17 protein-coding genes are annotated in these 20,965 nt (G+C 72.7%); 15 read left to right on the top strand and 2 right to left on the bottom strand.

Going from position 1 to position 20,965, the window contains the following annotated elements; all coding sequences use genetic code 11:
• Positions 1-90 precede the first annotated feature (90 nt).
• On the bottom strand, positions 91-732 hold the full coding sequence (locus QZV97_RS14695) for a response regulator transcription factor (protein ID WP_295643578.1): 642 nt from the start codon (positions 730-732) through the stop codon (positions 91-93).
• Positions 733-751: 19 nt separating this feature from the next.
• Positions 752-2,914 carry a PAS domain-containing protein gene (locus QZV97_RS14700; protein ID WP_295643581.1) on the bottom strand — a complete coding sequence of 721 codons (2,163 nt, stop codon included), beginning with the start codon at positions 2,912-2,914 and terminating at the stop codon, positions 752-754.
• 214 nt (positions 2,915-3,128) lie between these two features.
• Between QZV97_RS14700 and QZV97_RS14705 the strand changes: the two genes are divergently transcribed.
• The 15 genes from QZV97_RS14705 to murC all read left to right on the top strand — a co-directional run bounded on the left by QZV97_RS14705 (position 3,129) and on the right by murC (position 20,871).
• Positions 3,129-3,683 carry a spore coat U domain-containing protein gene (locus QZV97_RS14705; RefSeq protein WP_295643584.1) on the top strand — a complete coding sequence of 185 codons (555 nt, stop codon included), beginning with the start codon at positions 3,129-3,131 and terminating at the stop codon, positions 3,681-3,683.
• Between the two features lie 11 nt (positions 3,684-3,694).
• A complete protein-coding gene (locus QZV97_RS14710; protein WP_295643588.1) occupies positions 3,695-4,408 on the top strand; it encodes a fimbria/pilus periplasmic chaperone in 714 nt (237 codons plus the stop codon).
• Positions 4,392-6,713, top strand: a complete 2,322-nt coding sequence (locus tag QZV97_RS14715; RefSeq protein ID WP_295643591.1) for a fimbria/pilus outer membrane usher protein — start codon at positions 4,392-4,394, stop codon at positions 6,711-6,713. The genes QZV97_RS14710 and QZV97_RS14715 overlap by 17 nt, the downstream gene beginning before the upstream one ends.
• Complete coding sequence (locus QZV97_RS14720) at positions 6,704-7,186, top strand: spore coat U domain-containing protein (RefSeq protein ID WP_295643594.1); 483 nt, start codon at positions 6,704-6,706, stop codon at positions 7,184-7,186. The genes QZV97_RS14715 and QZV97_RS14720 overlap by 10 nt, the downstream gene beginning before the upstream one ends.
• 219 nt (positions 7,187-7,405) lie before the next feature.
• Complete coding sequence (mraZ, locus tag QZV97_RS14725; RefSeq protein WP_295643596.1) at positions 7,406-7,846, top strand: division/cell wall cluster transcriptional repressor MraZ; 441 nt, start codon at positions 7,406-7,408, stop codon at positions 7,844-7,846.
• A gap of 6 nt (positions 7,847-7,852) precedes the next feature.
• Positions 7,853-8,809, top strand: a complete 957-nt coding sequence (gene rsmH, locus QZV97_RS14730; RefSeq protein WP_295643599.1) for a 16S rRNA (cytosine(1402)-N(4))-methyltransferase RsmH — start codon at positions 7,853-7,855, stop codon at positions 8,807-8,809.
• Positions 8,806-9,096 carry a cell division protein FtsL gene (gene ftsL, locus QZV97_RS14735; protein WP_295643602.1) on the top strand — a complete coding sequence of 97 codons (291 nt, stop codon included), beginning with the start codon at positions 8,806-8,808 and terminating at the stop codon, positions 9,094-9,096. The genes rsmH and ftsL overlap by 4 nt, the downstream gene beginning before the upstream one ends.
• Positions 9,093-10,916: a penicillin-binding protein 2 gene (locus QZV97_RS14740; RefSeq protein WP_295643605.1), complete on the top strand. Its 1,824-nt coding sequence runs from the start codon at positions 9,093-9,095 to the stop codon at positions 10,914-10,916. Before ftsL ends, QZV97_RS14740 begins: the two co-directional genes overlap by 4 nt.
• Positions 10,916-12,445, top strand: a complete 1,530-nt coding sequence (locus QZV97_RS14745; protein ID WP_295643609.1) for a UDP-N-acetylmuramoyl-L-alanyl-D-glutamate--2,6-diaminopimelate ligase — start codon at positions 10,916-10,918, stop codon at positions 12,443-12,445. The genes QZV97_RS14740 and QZV97_RS14745 overlap by 1 nt, the downstream gene beginning before the upstream one ends.
• Complete coding sequence (gene murF / locus QZV97_RS14750; RefSeq protein ID WP_295643612.1) at positions 12,442-13,854, top strand: UDP-N-acetylmuramoyl-tripeptide--D-alanyl-D-alanine ligase; 1,413 nt, start codon at positions 12,442-12,444, stop codon at positions 13,852-13,854. Before QZV97_RS14745 ends, murF begins: the two co-directional genes overlap by 4 nt.
• A gap of 12 nt (positions 13,855-13,866) precedes the next feature.
• A complete protein-coding gene (gene mraY / locus QZV97_RS14755; protein WP_295643615.1) occupies positions 13,867-15,048 on the top strand; it encodes a phospho-N-acetylmuramoyl-pentapeptide-transferase in 1,182 nt (393 codons plus the stop codon).
• Between the two features lie 4 nt (positions 15,049-15,052).
• Positions 15,053-16,630, top strand: a complete 1,578-nt coding sequence (gene murD / locus QZV97_RS14760; protein ID WP_295643619.1) for a UDP-N-acetylmuramoyl-L-alanine--D-glutamate ligase — start codon at positions 15,053-15,055, stop codon at positions 16,628-16,630.
• Entirely contained in the window at positions 16,627-17,895 is a 1,269-nt protein-coding gene (ftsW, locus tag QZV97_RS14765) for a putative lipid II flippase FtsW (RefSeq protein WP_295643622.1), read from the top strand. Before murD ends, ftsW begins: the two co-directional genes overlap by 4 nt.
• A gap of 478 nt (positions 17,896-18,373) precedes the next feature.
• Complete coding sequence (gene murG, locus QZV97_RS14770; RefSeq protein WP_295643625.1) at positions 18,374-19,462, top strand: undecaprenyldiphospho-muramoylpentapeptide beta-N-acetylglucosaminyltransferase; 1,089 nt, start codon at positions 18,374-18,376, stop codon at positions 19,460-19,462.
• Positions 19,459-20,871 (top strand): UDP-N-acetylmuramate--L-alanine ligase, encoded by a 1,413-nt coding sequence (gene murC, locus QZV97_RS14775; protein ID WP_295643628.1) that lies wholly within the window; start codon positions 19,459-19,461, stop codon positions 20,869-20,871. The genes murG and murC overlap by 4 nt, the downstream gene beginning before the upstream one ends.
• Positions 20,872-20,965: the final 94 nt, after the last annotated feature.

Genomic DNA, 20,965 nt, shown 5'->3' on the forward strand with positions numbered 1-20,965 from the left:
GTCCGGCCCGGCGGCGGGTCTGTCGGGAACTCTCGATGGCTCCCGTGGGGAGCCTTCATCACGGCCTGTCGGTCGGCCGCGGTGGGGCTGTCAGCGTTCCTGGGGATCGATCAGGCCGCTGCGCACCGCAAACCGCAGCAGCGCCGCGAGGTCGGGCACGCCCAGCTTGTGCATCAGGCGGCTGCGGTAGGTGTCGACCGTCTTCGGCGACAAGTGCAGCTGCTCGCCGATCGCGGCGCTGGACGCGCCGCGCACCACCATCGCGATGATCTGCCGCTCGCGCGGCGACAGCGAGACCAGCGGATCGCCGCCCGGCGCCCCGCTGAGGGCCTGGATCGCAAGCTCGGCGACCTCGCTGCCGAGGTGGCGCCGGCCTTGCGAGACGCTGTCGATCGCCTGCAGCAGCTCGGCCGACGGCGAGCCCTTGAGCACGTAGCCGGCCGCGCCCAGGCGCAGCGCCTCGGCGACGTGGTGCGGCTGGGCCGACATCGTCAGCACGATGGCGCGGGTCGGCAGTTCGCGCCGGTGCAGTTCGGTCAGCAGCTCGAAGCCGGAGCGGTCGCCCAGGCTCAGGTCGAGCAGCAGCACGCCCGGCAGCAGGCGCTGCAGCTCGCCGAGCGCAGTGCCCGGGTGGTCGGACTCGCCGACCACGCGATGGCCCGCCGCCTCGAGCACCGCGCGCAGGCCTTCGCGCAGGATGCGGTGGTCGTCGACCAGGTAGATGTCGCTCATTGTTCTGTCTCGCCGTGAATCACGCGGCCTCCCACTGGAGCGTCACGCGCGTGCCCTGGCCGATGCCGGCCGACTCGATGCTAAGCCGGGCGCCGATGGCCAGCGCGCGCTCGCGCATGCCGACCACGCCCAGGTGGCCAGGTGCACCGTCCGCCAGGCCGTCGGACAGGCCGCAGCCGTCGTCGTCGGTCTCGACCACCAGGCGGTCCGCGTCGCCCTCGACGGCCACGCGAACCATGACCGGCCGCGCATGCGCGACGGCGTTGTTGATCGCCTCCCGGGCCACCATGAAGGCCGCGTACTCGACGTCGGCCGGCCAGCGCTGCGCGGCCACGCCGGGCGGCACGTCCAGCAGCAGATCGACGTCCGGCAGGTCCCTGCGGCGCTGGCTGAGCTCGTTGTCGAGCGCGGCCGCCAGGCCCTGTTCGTCCAGCAGCGGCGGGCGCAGTTCGATCAGCACCTGGCGGACCTCGCTCATCGCATCGTCGGCCAGGCCGGCGAGCCGCGGCGTCAGCGCACCGCGCCGCGCCTCGCCGCCGGGCGCGGCCAGCGCATCGATGCTCAGTCGCATCGCCGCCAGCGTCTGGCCGAGGCGGTCGTGCAGCGCCTGCGCGATGCGCCGCGTGGTCAGCTTCTCCTGCTCCATCAGCGCGCTCAGCGCCGCCTGCGAGCGCAGCAGCGCCCGCTCGACCGAGGTGTCGCGCACCTGGGCCAGCAGCCCGAGCGGCCGGCCCTGGGCATCGCGGACCTCGGTGAGGCGCCATTCGCCGTGCACCACGTGGCCGTCGCGGTGCGTGGTCTCGGCGTCGAAGCTCAGCGGCGCGTCGGTGTCGCCTTCCGGCGTCGTGGGTGCGTCGTGCCGGGCCGCGAGCGTCTCGGAGTGCAGCACGTCGGTGATGCGCTGGCCCATCACCATCGTCCCCGACCAGCCGAACAGGCGCTCGGCGCTGCGGTTCCAGTAGAGGATGCGGCCCCCGGCATCGGTCAGGTAGACGGCGGCCGGCAGGTGGTCCATCACGCTGCGCAGGCGCTGCGCGTCGTGCAGCAGCCGTGCGAACAGCGCGTCGCCGTCGCGGGCGGCAGCGCCGGGCGGCGGCGCGCCGCGCAGCTGCTCGGACAAGGCGTCGAGCTGGGCGGTCAGCGAGCCCGCACCGTCGGCCGGTTGCTCCGCGAAGCGCCGGGCGGCGGCGTCCAGCAGGCCGGCATAGGGGCGCGACAGCCGCTGCGACAGCAGGTAGCCGAGCGCCGCGAACACGGCGCCGAGCAGCAGCCCGCCGATCAGCGCGCTGCGCTTGAGCGCGGTCACCGGCCGCCGCACCAGGTCGAGTTCCTGGAAGGCGATCAGCGTCCAGCCGAAGGTCTGCGCCCCGCGCGGCGGCAAGGTCAGCGCGGCCGCCACCACCGGCCGGTCGCCCTGCGCGAAGCCCAGGTGCAGCGGCCGGGTCGCGTCGCGGCTGCCCGGCAGCTCGGCCTCGAGCGCGGCGCGCAGCAGCCGCAGGTCGTCGTCGGGCAGGCTGCCGACCAGCGGCACGCCGGCGGACGACAGCAGCAGCGTCTGCAGCGGGGCGTCGGACTCGGCGCGCGAGACGATCTCGTCGCGCAGGTCGATGAACCACTGCCAGCTCATGTGCACCGTGAGCACGGCGCGCAGCCCGCCGTCGGCATCGTGCAGCGGCAGTGCGATGTCGAGCAGCTCGGCGTTGCTGCCCGGCGGCACCTTCAGCAGCGCGGCCAGCGCCACGGCCGGGTGCACGTCACCGACGAAGAGATGCTGGCGCCCCTGCTGGTACACCGGACGGTGCGCGATCGACTTGCCTTCGAGCAGCCCGCCGGTCGCGGCCTGCACCATGCCCTGGGCATCGGTCAGACCGAGCCAGGCATAGCCCGGCGTGCGGGCCTTGCGCGCCTCGAGCGCGGCGCGCCAGGTGTCGGGCGTGGCGGTCGGCGCGAGGTCGCTGCTGCGGGCCAGCAGTTCCACCTCGGCGACACGGCGGTCGACGGCGCGGGCCATCAGGTCGGTCAGCTGGCTCGCGACCTGGCGCACGCGCTGTTCGGCGCGCGCCTCGAGGTGATCGCCGAGCAGCCAGTCCGACAGCGCCAGCACCATCGTGACGACCAGCAGGGCGGTGGCCGCCGGCACGAGCGCCAGCTTCCAGTGCAGGGGGAGCGTCGAGAACTTCACGCGATGGATGGGGCCCGGCTGGCAGGCCCCAGTGTATGCAGGGCGTGGCCGCGGGCGGTAGCGGAGCCGATGCCTCGATCCGGGCGATTGCGTGGCAAACACCCCGCATTTCGACGCCACGGCCCGCCAGCCTTGTGGTTCAATTTTGCCCAAGGGGTCTGTATCGGAACGTGGCGCATCGTCGTCGGTCGTTCCGCCCATGAAGGAGCGGCTCATGGCCGACCATCGACAGACCCCGGCCGGCCCCGCCCACGCGCAGCGCCGCCTCCCGAACCCCCTGCTTCGCCCCCTGGCCATCGGCCTGCTGCTGGCCGTCGCCGCCCTGCTGATGCCGGGCAGCGCCCGCGCGCAGACCGCGACCGGCAGCTTCAACGTCACCGCCACCGTCGGCTCGACCTGCTCGGTCTCGGCCGGCAACGTGGCCTTCGGCACCTACACCGCCAGCCAGCTCGACGCCAGCGGCGCGGTCAGCGTGACCTGCACCAACGGCACCTCGTATGCCGTCGGCCTGAACGCCGGCACCGGCACCGCGGCCACCGTGGCGACGCGGCGCATGACCGGCCCGGCCAGCCAGACGCTGATCTATTCGCTGTACCAGGACTCGCTGCGCACCACGCCCTGGGGCAACACGGTCGGCATCGACACCGTGGCCGGCACCGGCAGCGGCGCGACCCAGACCCTCAACGTCTACGGCCGCGTGCCGGCGGCGCAGCTGACGGTCGGGGCGGGCAGCTACACCGACACGATCACGGTCACCGTGAGCTACTGAGGCACGCCGCGATGAAGCCCCTGCATGCGATCGCGGTCTCATTGTCGTTCGCCGCATGGCTGGCCGGCCCGCCGGCCGCGGCGGCGACGCTCGACGTCGCGCCGGTCAGCCACGAGCTGACGGCCGCGCGGCCGGCGCTCGGCATGACGGTGACCAACCGCGGCGACGCACCCGTCACGCTGCAGGTGCGGGGCTTCGCGTGGGACCAGGACAGCGGCGAGGACCGGCTGACGCCGGCCGCCGAGGTGATCGTCTCGCCGCCGATCTTCAGCATCGCGCCGGGGCAGAGCCAGGTGCTGCGCGCGCTGGTGCAGGGCCCGGGGCCCGAGCGCGAGCGCAGCTACCGCCTGCTGATCGACGAACTGCCGGCGGAGGGCGAACGCTCGGCCGTGCGCATGGCGCTGCGGCTGTCGGTGCCGGTGTTCGTCAAGCCGGCCGCCGAGCCGCAGCCCGCAAGACTGGACTGGGCGCTCGCCGCCGACGGCCGCAGCATCCGCGTCGCCAATGCCGGCGGCTCGCGCCAGCGCGTGCACCGGCTCGAGCTGCTGCGCGCCGACGGCCAGCGCCTCGCCGCGAGTTCCAGCGGGCCCTACGTGCTGGCCGGCGCGCAGCGGCGCTGGACGCTGGACGAGGACGTGCGGAGCCTGAAGCCGGGCGAGACGCTGCGGGTGTCGGCCCTGACCGACGCCGGCCGCATCGAGGTGCCCCTTGTGGTGGCGCCGTGAGCGGCTGCTGTCGCTGTCGTTCGCGGCCGCACTGAGCGCGTCGCTGCCGGCGCGCGCCGACGACGTCGTCGCCCTGCTGGAACTGCGGATCAACGGCCGCGCCACCGAGCGCGTGGAGCGCTTCGTGCTGCGCGACGGCGTGCCGCACGCGACGCGCGCCGAGTGGCAGGCCTGGCTGGGCCGGCCGATCGCCGCGCCGTCGCCGACGGCCCCGATCGACGAGGGCGAGTCGCTCAGCGTGCGGCGCCTGCCGGGCGTCGGCGCGCAGCTCGACCTGGCGCGCCAGGTCCTGGACATCGAACTGCCGCCGGATCCGTCGGCGCTGACGCTGATCGGCCGTCCGGTCGCCGCGGCCCCCGAGGCCACCGGCGCGCTGGCCGCGTTGCTGAACTACGACCTGAGCGCGCTGCGTGCCGGCGGGCGCGGCTACTCGGCGGGCCTGCTGGAGGCGCGCCTCGTCGCACCGCAGGGCGTGCTCGAGCACGTGCTGCTGGCCAACGACGCGAGCGCGCCGCACGTGCAGCGCCTGCAGACGACCTTCACCCACTCCGACCCGGCGCGGCTGCGCCGCGTGCGCGCCGGCGACCTGGTCAACGGCGGCCTCGGCTGGACGCGTCCGGTGCGCCTGCTCGGCGTGCAGGCGGTCACCGACTTCGCGCTGCGGCCCGGCATGGTGACCGCGCCGACGCCGCAGCTCGGCGGGCAGGCCGCGGTGCCCTCGACGGTGGACGTGCTGGTCAACGGCGTGCGCCAGTTGTCGCAACCGGTCGAGCCGGGACGCTTCGAGGTGCGGCAGATGCCGGTGGTGTCGGGCCTGGCCGAGGTCGCGGTGGTGGTGCGCGACGCGCTGGGCCGCGAGACGGTGCAGACGCTGGCCTTCTACACCTCCAACCGCCAGCTCGCGGCCGGCCTCACGGCCTATGCCTTCGAGCTGGGTCGCGTGCGCCGCGGCTATGCGGGCAGCGCGAACCGCTACGAGGATCCGGCGGCGTCGGGGACCTGGCGGCACGGGCTGAGCGACGCGCTGACGCTCGAGGCGCACGGCGAGGCGACGCGCGGCACGGCCGTCGGCGGCGGCAGCGCGATGTGGAGCGTCGACGGCATCGGCCTGCTGAGCGTCGCGCTGGCGACCAGCGCCGGCGGCGGTCGCCACGGCCAGCTCGCGAGCCTGGGCGCCGAGCGCCAGACGCGGCGCTTCAGCATCAGCCTGTCGCACACGCGAGCGAGCGAGGGCTACCGCGACGTCGCCACGGCCAGTGGCGACCCGGCACTGCTGCGCAGCACGCAGTTCGGCGCGGGCGTCGATCTCGGCCGTGCCGGCCGCTTCGGCGTCGCGGCCATCGACCGGCGGCAGGGGCCGTCGGCCGGCGGCTTCGGGGCGCTGCACACGCGCCTGGTGTCGGCCACCTGGACGCGGCCGCTGGCCTTCGGCGCGCAGGCGCTGGTCAGCGGCTATCGCGACCTCGGCACGGGCGGGGGTTCGGGCGTCGCGCTCAGCCTGTCCGTGCCCTTCGGTCATGCGGGCAGCGCGGCGACGACGATCGCGCACGACCGCAACGGCACGCTGGCCTCGCTGTATGCCGGCGAGGCCGCGGCGGCGACCGGCGACGTCGGCTGGCGCGTGCAGTCCGATCACGCGCTGTCCGGCCAGGCGCCGGCCCGGCAGCTCGCGCAGGTCGATGTCCTGACGGACCGTGCGCGCGCCAGCGTCGAGCTCGAGCGCGGCGGCGGCCCGCACGCCGTGCGCGTCGGCCTGCAGGGCGCGCTGCTGGCCTTCGACGGCGGCGTCCACGCGGCGCGCCGGGTCAACGACAGCGTCGCCGTGGTCGACGTCGACGGCCAGGCCGGCGTGGCCGTGTATCACCAGAACCGCTACGTCGGCCGCACCGACGAGCGCGGCCAGATCGTCGTGCCCGACCTGCTGTCCTTCCAGCCCAATCGCGTCGCCATCGATCCGCTGGACCTGCCGCTCGACATCGACCCGGGCCAGCTGATGCGCGAGCTGCAGCCCGGCGACCGCAGCCTGGTGCCGCTGCGCTTTCGCTTCGAGCGCGCGCGCGCGGCGCTGCTCGAGCTGCGCGACGCGGCCGGCCAGCCGCTGCCGGTCGGCGCGCGGGCCGTGCTCGAGGGCAGCGACGTCGCCTCCTTCGTCGTCGGTCACGACGGACTGGCCTACGTGCGCGGCCTGAGCGCCGACAACCGCGTGCGCGTGGCCTGGGGCCGCGACGCGGCCTGCACCGTGCGCTTCGGCCTGGAGCGCCTGGATGCGCGCACCGGTCGCATCGGGCCGCTGTCATGCGAATGACGCCTCGCTTCGCGCGCGCCGTCGCGATGCTGGCGCTGGGCGTGCTGGCGTCATCGGCCCAGGCCAGCTGCATCGTCAGCGCGGTGCCGACGCTGTTCGGCAGCTACAACCCGCTGAGCGCGAGCGCCAACGACAGCACCGGCAGCGTCACCGTGACCTGCGGCATCCATGCCATCGCGATCCTGCAGAGCTACACCGTCGCGCTGTCGACCGGCTCGTCGGGCAGCTACGCGCCGCGGCGCCTGCACGCCGGCGCCAGCACGCTGCAGTACCAGCTGTACCGCGATGCCGCGCGCACCTCGGTGTGGGGCGACGGCAGCGGTGGCACGGCCATCGTCTCCGGAGGCTTCCTGCTCAGCGTGCTGGTGCCGGTGTCGGCCACGCACACCGTCTACGGGCGCCTCCCGGGGCTGCAGACCACGGCGACGCCGGGCAGCTACACCGACACGATCACCGTCACCGTGACTTACTGATCGGTCGGCCGCCGCCTGGCCGCGAGGCGGTGGTTCAGTTCATCCTCAACTTCATGAGGATGGCGCAAGTCTTTCATTTAGAACACTATTTTCTGCGCGATCCGTCACATTCGGACCCGCGGCTAAGTGCTTGATTTCATTGGAATTTGTTTCCAACGTCGATTGACCGGCCGTGGCTGCTCCGCTAAAGTGGAACAAAGTGCACTTTAGTGGGATTCAGTGGCTCAAACGGTCTTTCAGGGGGCTTCGGCGCTCGCGCTCGACGCGAAGGGGCGGTTGTCCGTCCCGGCGCGCCATCGCGACGTGCTCTCCGCCCTGTCGCAAGGCCAGCTGACGCTGACCAAGCATCCCGAAGGCTGTCTGCTGATCTTCCCGCGGCCGTCCTGGGAGGTCTTCCGCGAGAAGGTCGCCGCGCTGCCGATGCAGGCCGCCGGCTGGCGACGCATCTTCCTCGGCAATGCGATGGATGTCGAGATCGACGGCTCCTCGCGCGTGCTGATCTCGCCCGAGCTGCGCTCGGCCGCGGGCCTGGTGCGCGACGTGATGCTGCTCGGCATGGGCAGCCACCTCGAGCTGTGGGACGCGCAGCGCTACGCCGCGCACGAGGCCGAAGTCATGCAGCAGGGCCTGCCCGATGCGCTGCGGGACTTCTCCTTCTGAGCGCTCATGCAACCGGGAGAAGGACCTTGGCAGCACCGCACCGTCCTGCTGCACGAGGCAGTCGACGCCCTGGTGACGCGGCCGGATGGCGTCTACGTCGATGGCACCTACGGACGCGGCGGCCATTCGCGCCTGATCCTGCAGCGGCTCGCGCCGGCGGGCCGGCTGCTGGCGATCGACCGCGATCCGGAGGCCGTGGCCCACGCGACGCACGGCGAGGGGCGGGTCACGGACCCGCGCTTCCACATCGAGCATGCGGCGTTCAGCGAACTGCCGGCGCTGCTGGCAGCGCAGGGCGTGTCCCGCATTGACGGCCTGCTGCTGGACCTCGGCGTGAGCTCGCCGCAGATCGACAACCCCGCGCGCGGCTTCAGCTTCCGCGCCAGCGGTCCGCTGGACATGCGCATGGACTCGACGCGCGGCGAGAGCGCGGCCGACTTCCTGGCGCGCGCCGACGAGCGCGAGCTCGCCGCGGTGATCCGCGACTACGGCGAGGAGCGCTTCGCGGCCGCCATCGCCCGGGCCCTGGTCGCGCGCCGCGCCGAAGGCCGGCCGGTCCGCGACACCGCCGACCTGCAGCAGGTGGTGGCGCGCGCCGTGCGCACGCGCGAACCGGGCCAGGACCCGGCGACGCGCACCTTCCAGGCGCTGCGCATCTTCGTCAACGCCGAGCTGTCCGAGGTCGAACGCGCGCTCGCCGCGTCGATCGAATGCCTGAGCCCCGGGGGGCGGCTGGCCGTGATCAGCTTCCATTCGCTCGAAGACCGCATCGTCAAGACCTTCATCGCGAGCCACAGCCGCGCGACGGTGGACCGGCGCGCGCCCTTCGCGCCGGCGCCCGAGCTGCGGCTGCGTGCGCTGGGGCGCTTGCGCCCCGGCGCCGACGAAGTGGCTGCCAATCCGCGCGCCCGCTCGGCGATCCTGCGCGTGGCGGAGCGGACGGCGGTCGGGGTGTCGGCATGACTCGCTTGAACGTGCTGCTGCTGCTGGCGCTGATCGCGAGCAGCCTCTACCTCGTGAAGATCTCCTACGAGTCGCGCCGCCTGTTCACCGAGCTCGACCGCGCGCAGGCGCTCGCGCTGCAGCTGCAGAGCGAGCACGAACGCCTGCAGCTCGAGGCGCGCTCGCAGGCCACGCCGCTGCGCGTCGAGAAGGTGGCGCGCGAGAAGCTGGCGATGCGCAACGCCTCGCCGGCGGTCACCGAGTACGTCGATGCGCCGGCCAGTGCCCCCGGTGGAGGTGCGCGATGAACTGGTTCGGAAAGGGCAAGGACGCCGCCTCGGGCACCCGCCGCACGCAGCGACCCGCCAGCGGCGCCGTGGGCCTGCGCAGCGTGCGCTACGCGAGCAGTCCGCTGCTGGCCTCGAAGACGCCGCCGTGGCGCTCGAAGTTCCTGGTGGCCGCGGTCGGCGCGGGCTTCCTGCTGCTGCTGGGGCGCGCGACCTACGTGCAGGTCATCGGCACCGAGTTCTACCAGCAGCAGGGCGCCAACCGCTACGAGAAGCAGTTCCGCCTGCAGGCCAGCCGCGGCCGCATCACCGACCGCAACGGCGAGCTGCTGGCTTCGAGCGTCGAGACGCCGACCATCTGGGCCAATCCGCGCGAGGTCAAGGCCACGCCGGCCGAGAAGCGCCAGCTCGCGCGCCTGCTGGACATGACGCTGGCCGACCTGGACCGCCGCCTGACCGACGACTACAGCTTCATCCACCTCAAGCGCCAGGTCGACGACGGCCTGGCCCTGCAGGTGCGCGCGCTCAACATCAAGGGCATCCACCAGATGGTCGAGTTCCGCCGGCGCTACACCGCCGGCGAGGCGACGGCCCATGTCGTCGGCTTCACCAACGTCGAGGACCGCGGCCAGGAAGGCGTCGAGCTGGCCTTCCAGGACATGCTGGCGGGCCGCGACGGCACGCGCCGCGTGATCCGCGACCGCCTCGGCCGCGTGATCGAGGACATCGGCGAGATCGAGCCGCCGGTCGACGGCCGCGACCTGCAGCTGGCGATCGACACCAAGATCCAGTTCTTCGCCTACCGCCGCGTGCGCGAGGCGGTGGCCGAGCACCAGGCCAAGGCCGGCAGCGTCGTCGTGCTCGACGTGCAGACCGGCGAGGTGCTGGCGATGGCCAACTACCCGAGCTATTCGCCGGGCGACCGCCGCAACCTGAGCGGCGGACAGCTCCGCAACCGCGCGATGACCGACACCTTCGAGCCCGGCTCGACGATGAAGCCCTTCATCGCCGCGCTGGCGCTCGAGACGAACCGCGTGCGGCCCGACACCCGCATCGACACCAGCCCCGGTCGCATGCAGATCACCGGCAGCACGATCAGCGACGCGCACCCGCACGGCGTGCTGTCGGTCGAGGAGATCATCCAGAAGTCCAGCAACGTCGGCACCGTCAAGATGGCGATGCAGATGCCGGCGCGCGAGATGTGGGAGCTGTACAGCGCCGTCGGCCTGGGCCAGAAACCGCAGATCGCCTTCCCCGGCGCGGTCACCGGCCGGTTGCGGCCGTACAAGAGCTGGCGGCCGATCGAGCAGGCGACGATGAGCTACGGCTACGGCCTGTCGACCAGCCTGTACCAGCTGGCGCGCGCCTACACCGTGTTCGCGCACGACGGCGAGCTGATCCCCGCCAGCATCACGCGCCTGGACCCGGCCGCGCCGCCGGCGGCCGGGGCGCGCGTCTTCTCGCCCGAGACCGCGCGGGCGGTGCGCCACATGCTGCAGATGGCGGCCGGCCCGGGCGGCACCGGGCCCAAGGCGCAGACCATCGGCTACTCGGTCGGCGGCAAGTCCGGGACCGCGCACAAGCAGGAAGGCAAGGGCTACGCCGACAAGAAGTACCGCTCCTGGTTCGTCGGGCTGGCCCCGGTCGACAAGCCGCGCATCGTCGTCGCCGTGATGGTCGACGAGCCGAGTGCCGGCAAGTACTACGGCGGTGACGTCGCTGCCCCGGTGTTCAGCGAGGTGGTGCAGAAGAGCCTGCAGTCGCTGGGCGTGGCGCCCGACCTCGCGGTGCAGCCGCAGATCGTGGCGCGCCAGGCCGACGCCGTCGAGGAGAGCTTCTAGTGCTCACCCGCCTGCGTTCGCCCGACGCCGCGGCCCGCTGGCTGCGCGAGTGGACCACCGGCCAGCTGCGCAGCGACAGCCGCCAGGTGCAGCCGGGCGACGCCTTCATCGCCTGGCCGGGCTACTCGACCGACGGCCGCAAGTTCGTGCAGGCGGCGCTGGCGGCCGGGGCCTCGACCTGCCTGGTCGAGGCCGACGGCGTCGACGCCTACGGCTTCGACGATGCGCGCATCGGTGCGCTGCCCGGCCTGAAGGCCGCGACCGGCGCGATCGCCGACATCTACTTCGAGCGTCCGACCGAGCGCCTGCGCGTCGTCGCGACCACCGGCACCAACGGCAAGACCTCGACCGCGTGGTGGACCGCGCAGGCACTGAGCCTGCTGGGACGGCGCTGCGGCGTGGTCGGCACTTTGGGGATTGGTGAACCGCCGCTGAGCGCGTCGGGGGGGGAGCCGCCCCTGCCCGGCCACCCGTCGACCGTGCGCTTCACCGGCCTCACCACGCCCGACCCGGTCACGCTGCACGGCGGCTTCCACCGCATGCTGGCCGACGGTCTGCAGGCCTGCGCGATCGAGGCCTCGTCGATCGGCATCGTCGAGCATCGCCTGGCCGCGGTGCGCGTCGAGGTGGCGCTGTTCACCAACTTCACGCGCGACCACCTCGACTACCACGGCGACATGGACGCCTACTGGGCCGCCAAGCGCGAGCTCTTCGCCTGGCCGGGCCTGAAGGCCGCGGTGCTCAATCTCGACGACCCCAAGGGCGCGGCGCTGGCGGCCAGCCTGGCCGGTGGCCCGCTCGACGTCTGGACCTACGCGCTGGGCCGCGACGAGGCCCGCCTGCGCGCCCGCGAGCTGGACTACATCGACGGCGGCCTCGCCTTCACGCTGCAGGAAGGCAACGAGGCGCTGGCGGTGCGCAGCACGCTGATCGGCGACTACAACGCCGCCAACCTGCTGGCGGTGATCGGCGGGCTGCGGGCGATGGGCGTGCCGCTGGCCGACGCCGTGCGCGTGGTGCCGCAGCTCACGCCGGTGCCCGGCCGCATGCAACGCGTCGGCGACGGCCACGGCCGGCCCGAAGTGGTGGTCGACTATGCCCACACGCCCGACGCGCTGGAGAAGGCGCTGGTCGCGCTGCGCCCGCTGGCGATGGCGCGCGAGGGCCGGCTGGTGTGCGTGTTCGGCTGCGGCGGCAACCGCGATGCGAGCAAGCGGCCGCTGATGGGTGCGATCGCGCAGCGCCTGGCGGACCGCGTGGTCGTCACCAGCGACAACCCGCGCAACGAGGTGCCCGGCGCGATCCTGGCCGACATCGTGGCCGGGCAGGACCGGCGCGACCGCGCGAGCGTGATCGAGGACCGCCGCGTCGCGATCGCCCAGGCCGTGGCGCAGGCCGGCACGCGCGACGTGCTGCTGATCGCCGGCAAGGGCCACGAGGACTACCAGGAGATCGCCGGCGTGCGGCACCCGTTCTCCGACGTGGCCGAGGCCACGCAGGCGCTCGCTGCCCGGGGAGCGCGCGGATGAGCGCCGTCATGATGGACCTGCGCCAGGCGCACGCGCTGCTGCCCGGCTCGGCGCTGGTCGGCGATCCGGACACCGCGCTGGCGCGCGTGCACACCGACACCCGCAGCCTGCAGGCGGGCGACCTGTTCGTCGCGCTGAAGGGCGAGCGCTTCGACGCGCACCACTTCCTGCCGCAGGCGCGCGAGGCCGGGGCCGCGGCGGCGATCGCCGAGCGCGGCCTGGCCGAGGCGCAGCTGCCCGGCCTGCAGGTGGCCGACACGCGCACGGCGCTGGCCGAGCTGTCCGCGGCCTGGCGCGCGCGCATGCACCTGCCGCTGATCGCGGTGACCGGCAGCAACGGCAAGACCACCGTCACGCAGATGATCGCGAGCGTCCTGCGCGCCTGGCTGGGCGAGGCGGCGCTGGCGACCGAGGGCAACTTCAACAACGACATCGGCGTGCCGCTCACGCTGCTGCGGTTGCGCCAGGACCACGCCGCCGGCGGCGCCTGGCACCGCGCCGCGGTGGTCGAGCTGGGCATGAACCACCCGGGCGAGATCGCGCAGCTGGCGCGCCTGGCCGCGCCGACGGTGGCGCTCGTCAACAACGCGCAGCGCGAGCACCAGGAGTTCATGGACGGCGTCGAGGCCGTGGCTCGCGAGAACGGCGCGGCGATCGAGGCCCTGGGGCCGACCGGCACCGCGGTGTTCCCGTCCGACGACGCGCACGCGCCGCTGTGGCAGAAGCTCGCCGGCACGCGGCCGACGCTGACGTTCTCGCTGGAGTCGTCGAACGCCGTGCACTCGGACCTGATGGCCGAGGCCGTGTGGAGCCGCGACCACTGGGCCGTGGTGCTGCACACGCCGGCCGGCGCCACCGCCATCCGCCTGCACGTGGCCGGCTGGCACAACGTCAAGAACGCGCTGGCCGCGGCGGCCTGCGCGCTGGCCGCGGGCTGCCCGCTCGACGCCGTGGGCCGCGGCCTCGAGGCCTTCGTGCCGGTCAAGGGCCGCTCGCAGATCCGCACCTTGCGCCGCCAGGGCCGCGAGCTGACGCTGATCGACGACAGCTACAACGCCAACCCGGACTCGGTGCGCGCCGCGATCGACGTGCTGGCCACGCTGCCCGGCCCGCGCTGGCTGGTGCTGGGCGACATGGGCGAGGTCGGCGACCAGGGCGCGGCCTTCCACGCCGAGATCGGCGCCTACGCCAAGGCGCGCCACATCGAGTCGCTGTGGACGGCCGGCAGCGCCAGCGTCGCGGCGGCGCGGGCCTTCGGCAACCCGGCGCGGGCCTTCGACAGCGTGGCCTCGCTGGTCGGCATGCTGCGCGAGGCACCGGCCGCGGCATCGGTGGTCGTCAAGGGCTCGCGCTTCATGAAGATGGAACAGGTGGTGGCCGCGCTGCAGGCGACGGCCGACCTCCACTGAGGACGCTTCCCGATGCTGATCACGCTGTCGCAATGGCTCGCGCTGCTCTACCCCGAGCAGCTCGGCTTCCTGCGCGTCTTCCAGTACCTGACCTTCCGCGCGGTGATGGCCGCGATGACCGCGCTGCTGATCGGCCTGGCGCTCGGTCCTTTCGTGATCCGCCGGCTGACCGAGCTGAAGATCGGCCAGCCGATCCGCGAGTACGGCGTCGTCGAGCACCTCGCCAAGCGCGGCACGCCGACGATGGGCGGCGCGCTGATCCTGCTGTCGATCGCGATCAGCACCTTGCTGTGGTTCGACTGGAGCAACCGCTTCGTCTGGATCGTGATGATCGTGACCTTCGGCTTCGGCGCGATCGGCTGGGTCGACGACTGGCGCAAGGTCGTCGACAAGAACCCCGAGGGCATGCGCTCGCGCGAGAAGTACTTCTGGCAGTCGGTGATCGGCCTCGTCGCCGCGCTCTACCTCGCGTTCAGCGTCGCCGAGACCTCCAACCTGCGCGTGCTGGAGCTCTTCATCCGCTGGGTGCAGAGCGGCTTCTCCAACGCGCTGCCGCCGCGCGCCGACCTGATCGTGCCCTTCTTCAAGAGCATCACCTACCCGCTGGGTGTGTTCGGCTTCATCATCCTGACCTACCTCGTCATCGTCGGCAGCAGCAACGCGGTCAACCTGACCGACGGCCTGGACGGGCTGGCGATCATGCCGGTGGTGATGGTGGGCTCGGCGCTCGGCATCTTCGCCTACGTGACCGGCAACTCGGTCTACTCCAACTACCTGCTGCTGCCCTACATCCCCGGCGCCGGCGAGCTGATGATCTTCTGCGCCGCGATGGCCGGCGCGGGCCTGGCCTTCCTGTGGTTCAACGCCTATCCGGCGCAGGTCTTCATGGGCGACGTCGGCGCGCTCGCGCTCGGCGGCGCGCTCGGCACCATCGCCGTCATCGTGCGCCAGGAGATCGTGCTCGGGATCATGGGCGGCATCTTCGTGCTCGAGGCGCTGTCGGTGATGGCCCAGGTCGCCTGGTTCAAGTACACGAAGAAGCGCTACGGCGAAGGCCGCCGCATCCTGCTGATGGCGCCGCTGCACCACCACTTCGAGAAGTCGGGCTGGAAGGAGACGCAGGTCGTGGTGCGCTTCTGGATCATCACGATGCTGCTGTGCCTCGTGGGCCTGTCCACGCTCAAGCTGCGCTGAGGCCATGGGCATGCTGACCGATCAGACCGTCCTCGTGCTGGGCCTCGGCGACTCCGGACTCGCGATGGCGCGCTGGTGCGCGCGCGAGGGGGCCCGGGTGCGCGTGGCCGACTCGCGCGAGAGCCCGCCGCAGGCCGCGGCGCTGGCCGAGCTCCTGCCGGGCGCGACGCCGGAGCGCGGCTTCGACCCGTCGCTGCTGGACGGCGTGCAGCGCGTGCTCAAGAGCCCCGGCCTGTCGCCGCTGGATCCGTCGCTGACGCCGCTGCTGGCCGCGGCGCGCGAGCGCGGCCTGCCGGTGCAGGGCGAGCTCGAGCTCTTCGTGCAGGCGCTCGCCGCGCTGAAGGCCGCGCGCGGCTACGCGCCGAAGCTGATCGCGATCACCGGCACCAACGGCAAGACCACGACGACGCAGATGTGCGGCCTGCTGGTCGAGCGCAGCGGCGCCAGCGTCGCGGTGGCCGGCAACGTCGGCCCGACGATGCTGGCCACGCTGACGGCCGCGCTGGATGCGGCCGATGGGCCGGCGGCCGACGGCGCCGGGTCGACGCCGCTGCCCGAGGTCTGGGTGCTGGAGCTGTCGAGCTTCCAGCTCGACGGCGTGCAGGGCTTCGCGCCGGACGCCGCAGCGGTGCTGAACGTGACCCAGGACCACTTGGACTGGCACGGCAGCCTCGACGCCTACGCCGGCGCCAAGGCGCGCGTCTACGGCGCGGCCGATGCGTGGGACAGCGTCATGGTCGTGAACCGCGACGACGCGCTGGTCGAGACCATGGTGCCCGCGCCGCTGCCGCAGAAGGGTCGCGGCGCGAAGCCGCTGGTGCGCCAGGTCCTGCGCTTCGGCGTCGGTGCGCCGCAGCGGCCCGGCGACTACGGCCTGGTCGTCGAGAACGGCATGGCCTGGCTGGTGCGCGCGATGCCGGCCGACGAGACCCACAAGCCGCGCGGCAGCGAGCCGGCCGAGGACCTGCACCTGCAGCGCCTGATGCCGGCCGACGCGCTGCGCGTGCGCGGCCGCCACAACGCCGCCAACGCGCTGGCCGCGCTGGCGCTGGCCACGGCGATCGGCCGGCCGCTGGCGCCGATGCTGCACGGCCTGCGCGAGTACCGCGGCGAGCCGCACCGCGTCGAGTTCATCGCCAGCGTCGGCGGCATCGAGGCCTACGACGACAGCAAGGGCACCAACGTCGGCGCCACCGTCGCGGCGCTCGACGGCCTGGGCGCCGACAAGGCGCCGGCACGGCTGGCCGTGATCCTGGGCGGCGACGGCAAGGGCCAGGACTTCGGGCCGCTGGCGTTGCCGCTGGCGCGCCATGCGCGCGCGGTCGCGCTGATCGGCCGCGACGCGCCAGCCATCGAGGCGGTGGTGGGCAGCGCCTTGCGCGAAGCCGGCCTGCCGCTGCAGCGCCACGACGGCCTCGAGGCCGCGACCCGCTGGTGCTTCGACCAAGCCCGGCCCGGCGACGCCGTACTGCTGAGCCCGGCCTGCGCCAGCCTGGACATGTTCCGCAACTACGCGCACCGCGCCGAGGTCTTCGCGGCCACGGTGCAGGCGGTCGCGCACGACCTGGGAGAAGCCGCATGAGCACCGCAGCCCCCTTCAGCCTCGATGCGCTGCGCGGTCGCGTCGCCGCCTGGCTCGGCCTCGGCGGCCGCGACGCGCTGCCGGTGCGCGACTGGGTCAATGCCGCGCCGGCCAACCCCTCGCGCGTGCTCGGCTTCGACCAGGCGATGGTGCTGGTGGTCGCGGCGCTGCTGGCGCTCGGCCTGGTGATGGTGTTCTCCAGCACGATCGCGCTGCCCGACAACCCGCGCACCGCGCGCATCGCGCCGAACGCGACCTACATGCTGGTGCGGCACGCGCTGGCGCTGGGCGTCGGCCTGATGTGCGCGCTGGTCGCCGTGCAGGTGCCGCTGCGCGTCTGGGAGCGCTGGGCGCCGTGGCTGTTCGCCGGCTCGATCCTGCTGCTGGTGCTGGTGCTGGTGCCCTACATCGGCCGCGAGAGCAAGGGCGCGCGCCGCTGGATCCCGCTGGGCGTGACGAGCTTCCAGCCCAGCGAGCTGGCCAAGCTGGCGATCGCGATGTACGCCGCCAGCTACATGGTCCGCAAGATGGAGATCAAGGAGAACTTCCTGCGCGCCGTGACGCCGATGGTCATCGCGCTGGCGGTCGTCGGCCTGCTGCTGCTGGCCGAGCCGGACATGGGCGCCTTCATCGTCATCGCGGCCGTCGCGATGGGCATCCTCTTCCTGGGTGGCGTCAACGGCCGCATGTTCCTGCTGAGCCTGCTGGTGCTGCTGGGCGCCTTCGTCGCGATGATCGTGATGAGCCCCTGGCGCGCCGAGCGCATCCTCGCCTTCCTGCGTCCGTGGGACCCGGTGTATTCGCAGGGCAAGGGCTACCAGCTGGTGCATTCGCTGATCGCCTTCGGCCGCGGCGAGATCTTCGGCCAGGGCCTGGGCAGCAGCGTCGAGAAACTGCACTACCTGCCCGAAGCCCACACCGACTTCCTGCTCGCCGTGATCGGCGAGGAACTCGGCTTCGTCGGCGTCGCGCTGGTGATCGCGGCCTTCTTCTGGCTGACCCGCCGCATCTTCCACATCGGCCGCCAGGCGATCGCGCTGGACCGCGTGTTCTCGGGGCTGCTGGCGCAGGGCATCGGGATCTGGATCGGCGGGCAGGCGTTCATCAACATGGGCGTCAATCTCGGTGTCCTGCCGACCAAGGGGCTGACCTTGCCGCTGATGAGCTACGGGGGGTCGGCGATTCTTCTCAACTGCGTGGCGTTGGCGATCGTGTTGAGGGTCGATATCGAGAATCGGCAGCTGATGCGAGGGGGGCGGGCTTGAAGCTGCTCTTGTGCGCTTCGGTACGACGCGCCGGTCTCGCCCGGCAGGCGAGTCACTTTCTTTGCTGGCTCAAAGAAAGTAACCAAAGAAAGAGCCTGGAACGCCAGCCATTTGGCCGAGGCGAAGCGATCGCTTCGCTCCGCACAGAGCAGTGCCTGGGCTCGCCCGCGAGGGGCTCGAACATTTCGGTTGTTGAAGGGCGAGGCAACTCTCGGCGCCCGCTCGTCCAAGGCCGCTGCCTCGTTGGACGTTTGGCGAGTCGAGCTCACGACGGCGCTGCAAGACAGCGTTGTTCGAGCCCCTCGCGGGCGAGCCGTGGTGAGCAGAAGTCCGGAGCGCAGCGACCGAACCGCTCAACCCAAATGGCTGGCGTTCAGGCCCTTTGCTTTGGTTACTTTCATTTGGGCCAGCAAATGAAAGTGACTCGCCTGCGGGGCGAGACCCGCGCGTCGTATCGCGCGACAGAGGGCGGTGCCGAGTGACCACCCAACGCCATCTGGTCGTGATGGCCGCCGGCACCGGCGGCCACATCATCCCCGGCCTTGCCGTCGCGCAGGAAATGCAGCACCGCGGCTGGACCATCAGCTGGCTCGGCACCGAGCAGGGCATGGAGAACCGCCTGGTTCCGGCCAGCGGCATTCCGCTCGACACCATTTCCTTCAGCGGCCTGCGCGGCAAGGGCCTGCTGCACACGCTGACCGGCGGCCTGCGCCTGCTGGGCGCCTTCGGGGCCTGCCTGAAGATCCTGCGTCAGCGCGCCACCACCGCGGTGCTGGGCATGGGCGGCTACGTCTGCTTCCCTGGCGGGCTGATGGCCTCGCTGCTGGGCAAGCCGCTGCTGCTGGTGAATGCCGACGCGGCGCTGCTGATGAGCAACCGCGCGCTCAGGCCGGTGGCCGACCGTATCGCCTTCGGCTTCGACGGCGCGGCGGCGGCGCGCACGAAGCAGGCGGTCGTGACCGGCAACCCGGTGCGCGCCGAGATCGAGGCGCTGCCCGCGCCGACCGAGCGCTACGCCGGCCGCGAAGGACCGCTGCGCGTGCTGGTGGTCGGCGGCAGCCTGGGTGCGAGGGTCCTGAACGAGACGCTGCCGCAGGCGCTGGCGCTGCTGGAGCCGACCGAGCGGCCGCTGGTCATCCATCAGACCGGCGCGCTCAACCGCGACGCGGTGCGCGCTGCCTACGAGCTGGTCGGCCTCAGGCAGGGCATCGAGGTGCAGGCCTTCATCGACGACATGGCGGCGCGCCTCGCGCACTGCGACCTGGTGGTCTGCCGCGCCGGTGCGGTGACGGTCAGCGAGCTGTGCGCCGCCGGCGTGGCCAGCGTGCTGGTGCCGCTGATCGTCAGCACCACCTCGCACCAGCGCGACAACGCGCTCTACATGGCCCAGCACGGCGCCGCCCTCCACCTGCCGCAGGCCGACCTGACGCCGCAGGCGCTGGCCGAACTGCTGCGCTCCTTCGATCGCACGCAGCTGCTGGCGATGGCCGAGAAGGCGCGCGCGCTGAGCCGGCCGCGCGCCGCGGCGCGCGTGGCCGACGAGATCGAAAGGCTGGTGCGCGCATGAAACATGCCGTCAAGCACATCCACTTCGTCGGCGTCGGCGGCGCCGGCATGTCGGGCATCGCCGAGATCCTGCACAACCTCGGCTACGTCGTCTCGGGCTCCGACCAGAGCGACAGCGCGACCACGCGCCGGCTCGCCTCGCTGGGCATCCGCATCGCGATCGGCCACGACGCCGGGCACATCGCCGGCGCCGAGGCGGTGGTCACCTCGACCGCGGTGAAGGGCGACAACCCCGAGGTCATCGCGGCGCGCAGCCGGCGCGTGCCGGTGGTGCCGCGCGCGGTGATGCTGGCCGAGCTGATGCGGCTGAAGCAGGGCATCGCGATCGCCGGCACGCACGGCAAGACGACGACCACCTCGCTGGTCGCCAGCGTGCTGGCGGAGGCCGGGCTGGATCCGACCTTCGTGATCGGCGGGCGGCTCGTCAGCGCCGGCGCCAACTCGCGGCTCGGTGTCGGCGACTACATCGTCGTCGAGGCCGACGAGAGCGATGCGTCCTTCCTGAACCTGATGCCGGTGCTCAGCGTCGTGACCAACATCGACGCCGACCACATGGACACCTACGGCCACGACTTCGCGAAGCTCAAGGCCGCCTTCGTCGAGTTCCTGCACCGCATGCCCTTCTACGGCGCCGCCATCGTCTGCGGCGACGACCCGGGCGTGCGCTCCATCGTGCCGATGATCTCGCGGCCGGTGGTGAGCTACGGCTTCGCCGAGGACACGCAGATCCGCGCGGTGCAGGTGCAGGCGCTGCCCGGCGGGCAGATGCGCTTCGTCGCGCAGCGCCGCAACGGCGTGCGCATGCCCGACCTGCCGGTCACGCTCAACCTGCCCGGCGAGCACAACGTGCTGAACGCGCTGGCCGTCATCGCCGTCGCGGCCGAGCTGGAGCTGCCCGACGCGCCGCTGCAGAAGGCGCTGGCCGAGTTCCACGGCGTGGGCCGGCGCTTCCAGCGCTACGGCGACCTGGCGCTGCCGGCCGGCGGCGGCACGTTCACGCTGATCGACGACTACGGCCACCACCCGGTCGAGATGGCCGCCGTGATCGCCGCCGCGCGCGGCGCCTTCCCGGGCCGCCGCCTGGTGCTGGCCTTCCAGCCGCACCGCTACACGCGCACCCGCGACTGCTTCGAGGACTTCGTCAAGGTCATGGGCACGGCCGACGCGGTGCTGCTGGCCGAGGTCTACGCGGCCGGCGAGGCGCCCATCGTCGCGGCGGACGGGCGGGCACTCGCGCGTGCCGTGCGCGTGGCGGGCAAGCTGGAGCCGGTGTTCGTCGACGACATCGGTGCGATGGCGCAGGCGGTCGTCGACAACGTCCGGGACGGGGATGTCGTCATTGCCATGGGGGCGGGGTCGATTGGTTCCGTCTGCGGGCAGGTTGTGGACCTGCTGGGGGTGAAGCCTTGAAGCGGCATCTTTGCACTGCGGTGCGGCGCGCCGGTCTCGCCCGGCAGGCGAGTCACTTTCTTTGCTGGCTCAAAGAAAGTAACCAAAGAAAGAG

It is taken from the genome of uncultured Methylibium sp. (assembly GCF_902826655.1).
Taxonomy (GTDB): Bacteria; Pseudomonadota; Gammaproteobacteria; order Burkholderiales; family Burkholderiaceae_C; genus Methylibium.

Coding starts and splice junctions, on each gene's coding strand:
- murC (WP_295643628.1), top strand. CDS start 19,459: ATGAAACATGCCGTCAAGCACATCCACTTCGTCGGCGTCGGCGGCGCC.
- QZV97_RS14710 (WP_295643588.1), top strand. CDS start 3,695: ATGAAGCCCCTGCATGCGATCGCGGTCTCATTGTCGTTCGCCGCATGG.
- QZV97_RS14740 (WP_295643605.1), top strand. CDS start 9,093: ATGAACTGGTTCGGAAAGGGCAAGGACGCCGCCTCGGGCACCCGCCGC.
- murD (WP_295643619.1), top strand. CDS start 15,053: ATGGGCATGCTGACCGATCAGACCGTCCTCGTGCTGGGCCTCGGCGAC.
- rsmH (WP_295643599.1), top strand. CDS start 7,853: ATGCAACCGGGAGAAGGACCTTGGCAGCACCGCACCGTCCTGCTGCAC.
- QZV97_RS14705 (WP_295643584.1), top strand. CDS start 3,129: ATGGCCGACCATCGACAGACCCCGGCCGGCCCCGCCCACGCGCAGCGC.
- ftsL (WP_295643602.1), top strand. CDS start 8,806: ATGACTCGCTTGAACGTGCTGCTGCTGCTGGCGCTGATCGCGAGCAGC.
- murF (WP_295643612.1), top strand. CDS start 12,442: ATGAGCGCCGTCATGATGGACCTGCGCCAGGCGCACGCGCTGCTGCCC.
- QZV97_RS14695 (WP_295643578.1), bottom strand. CDS start 732: ATGAGCGACATCTACCTGGTCGACGACCACCGCATCCTGCGCGAAGGC.
- mraY (WP_295643615.1), top strand. CDS start 13,867: ATGCTGATCACGCTGTCGCAATGGCTCGCGCTGCTCTACCCCGAGCAG.
- QZV97_RS14720 (WP_295643594.1), top strand. CDS start 6,704: ATGCGAATGACGCCTCGCTTCGCGCGCGCCGTCGCGATGCTGGCGCTG.
- ftsW (WP_295643622.1), top strand. CDS start 16,627: ATGAGCACCGCAGCCCCCTTCAGCCTCGATGCGCTGCGCGGTCGCGTC.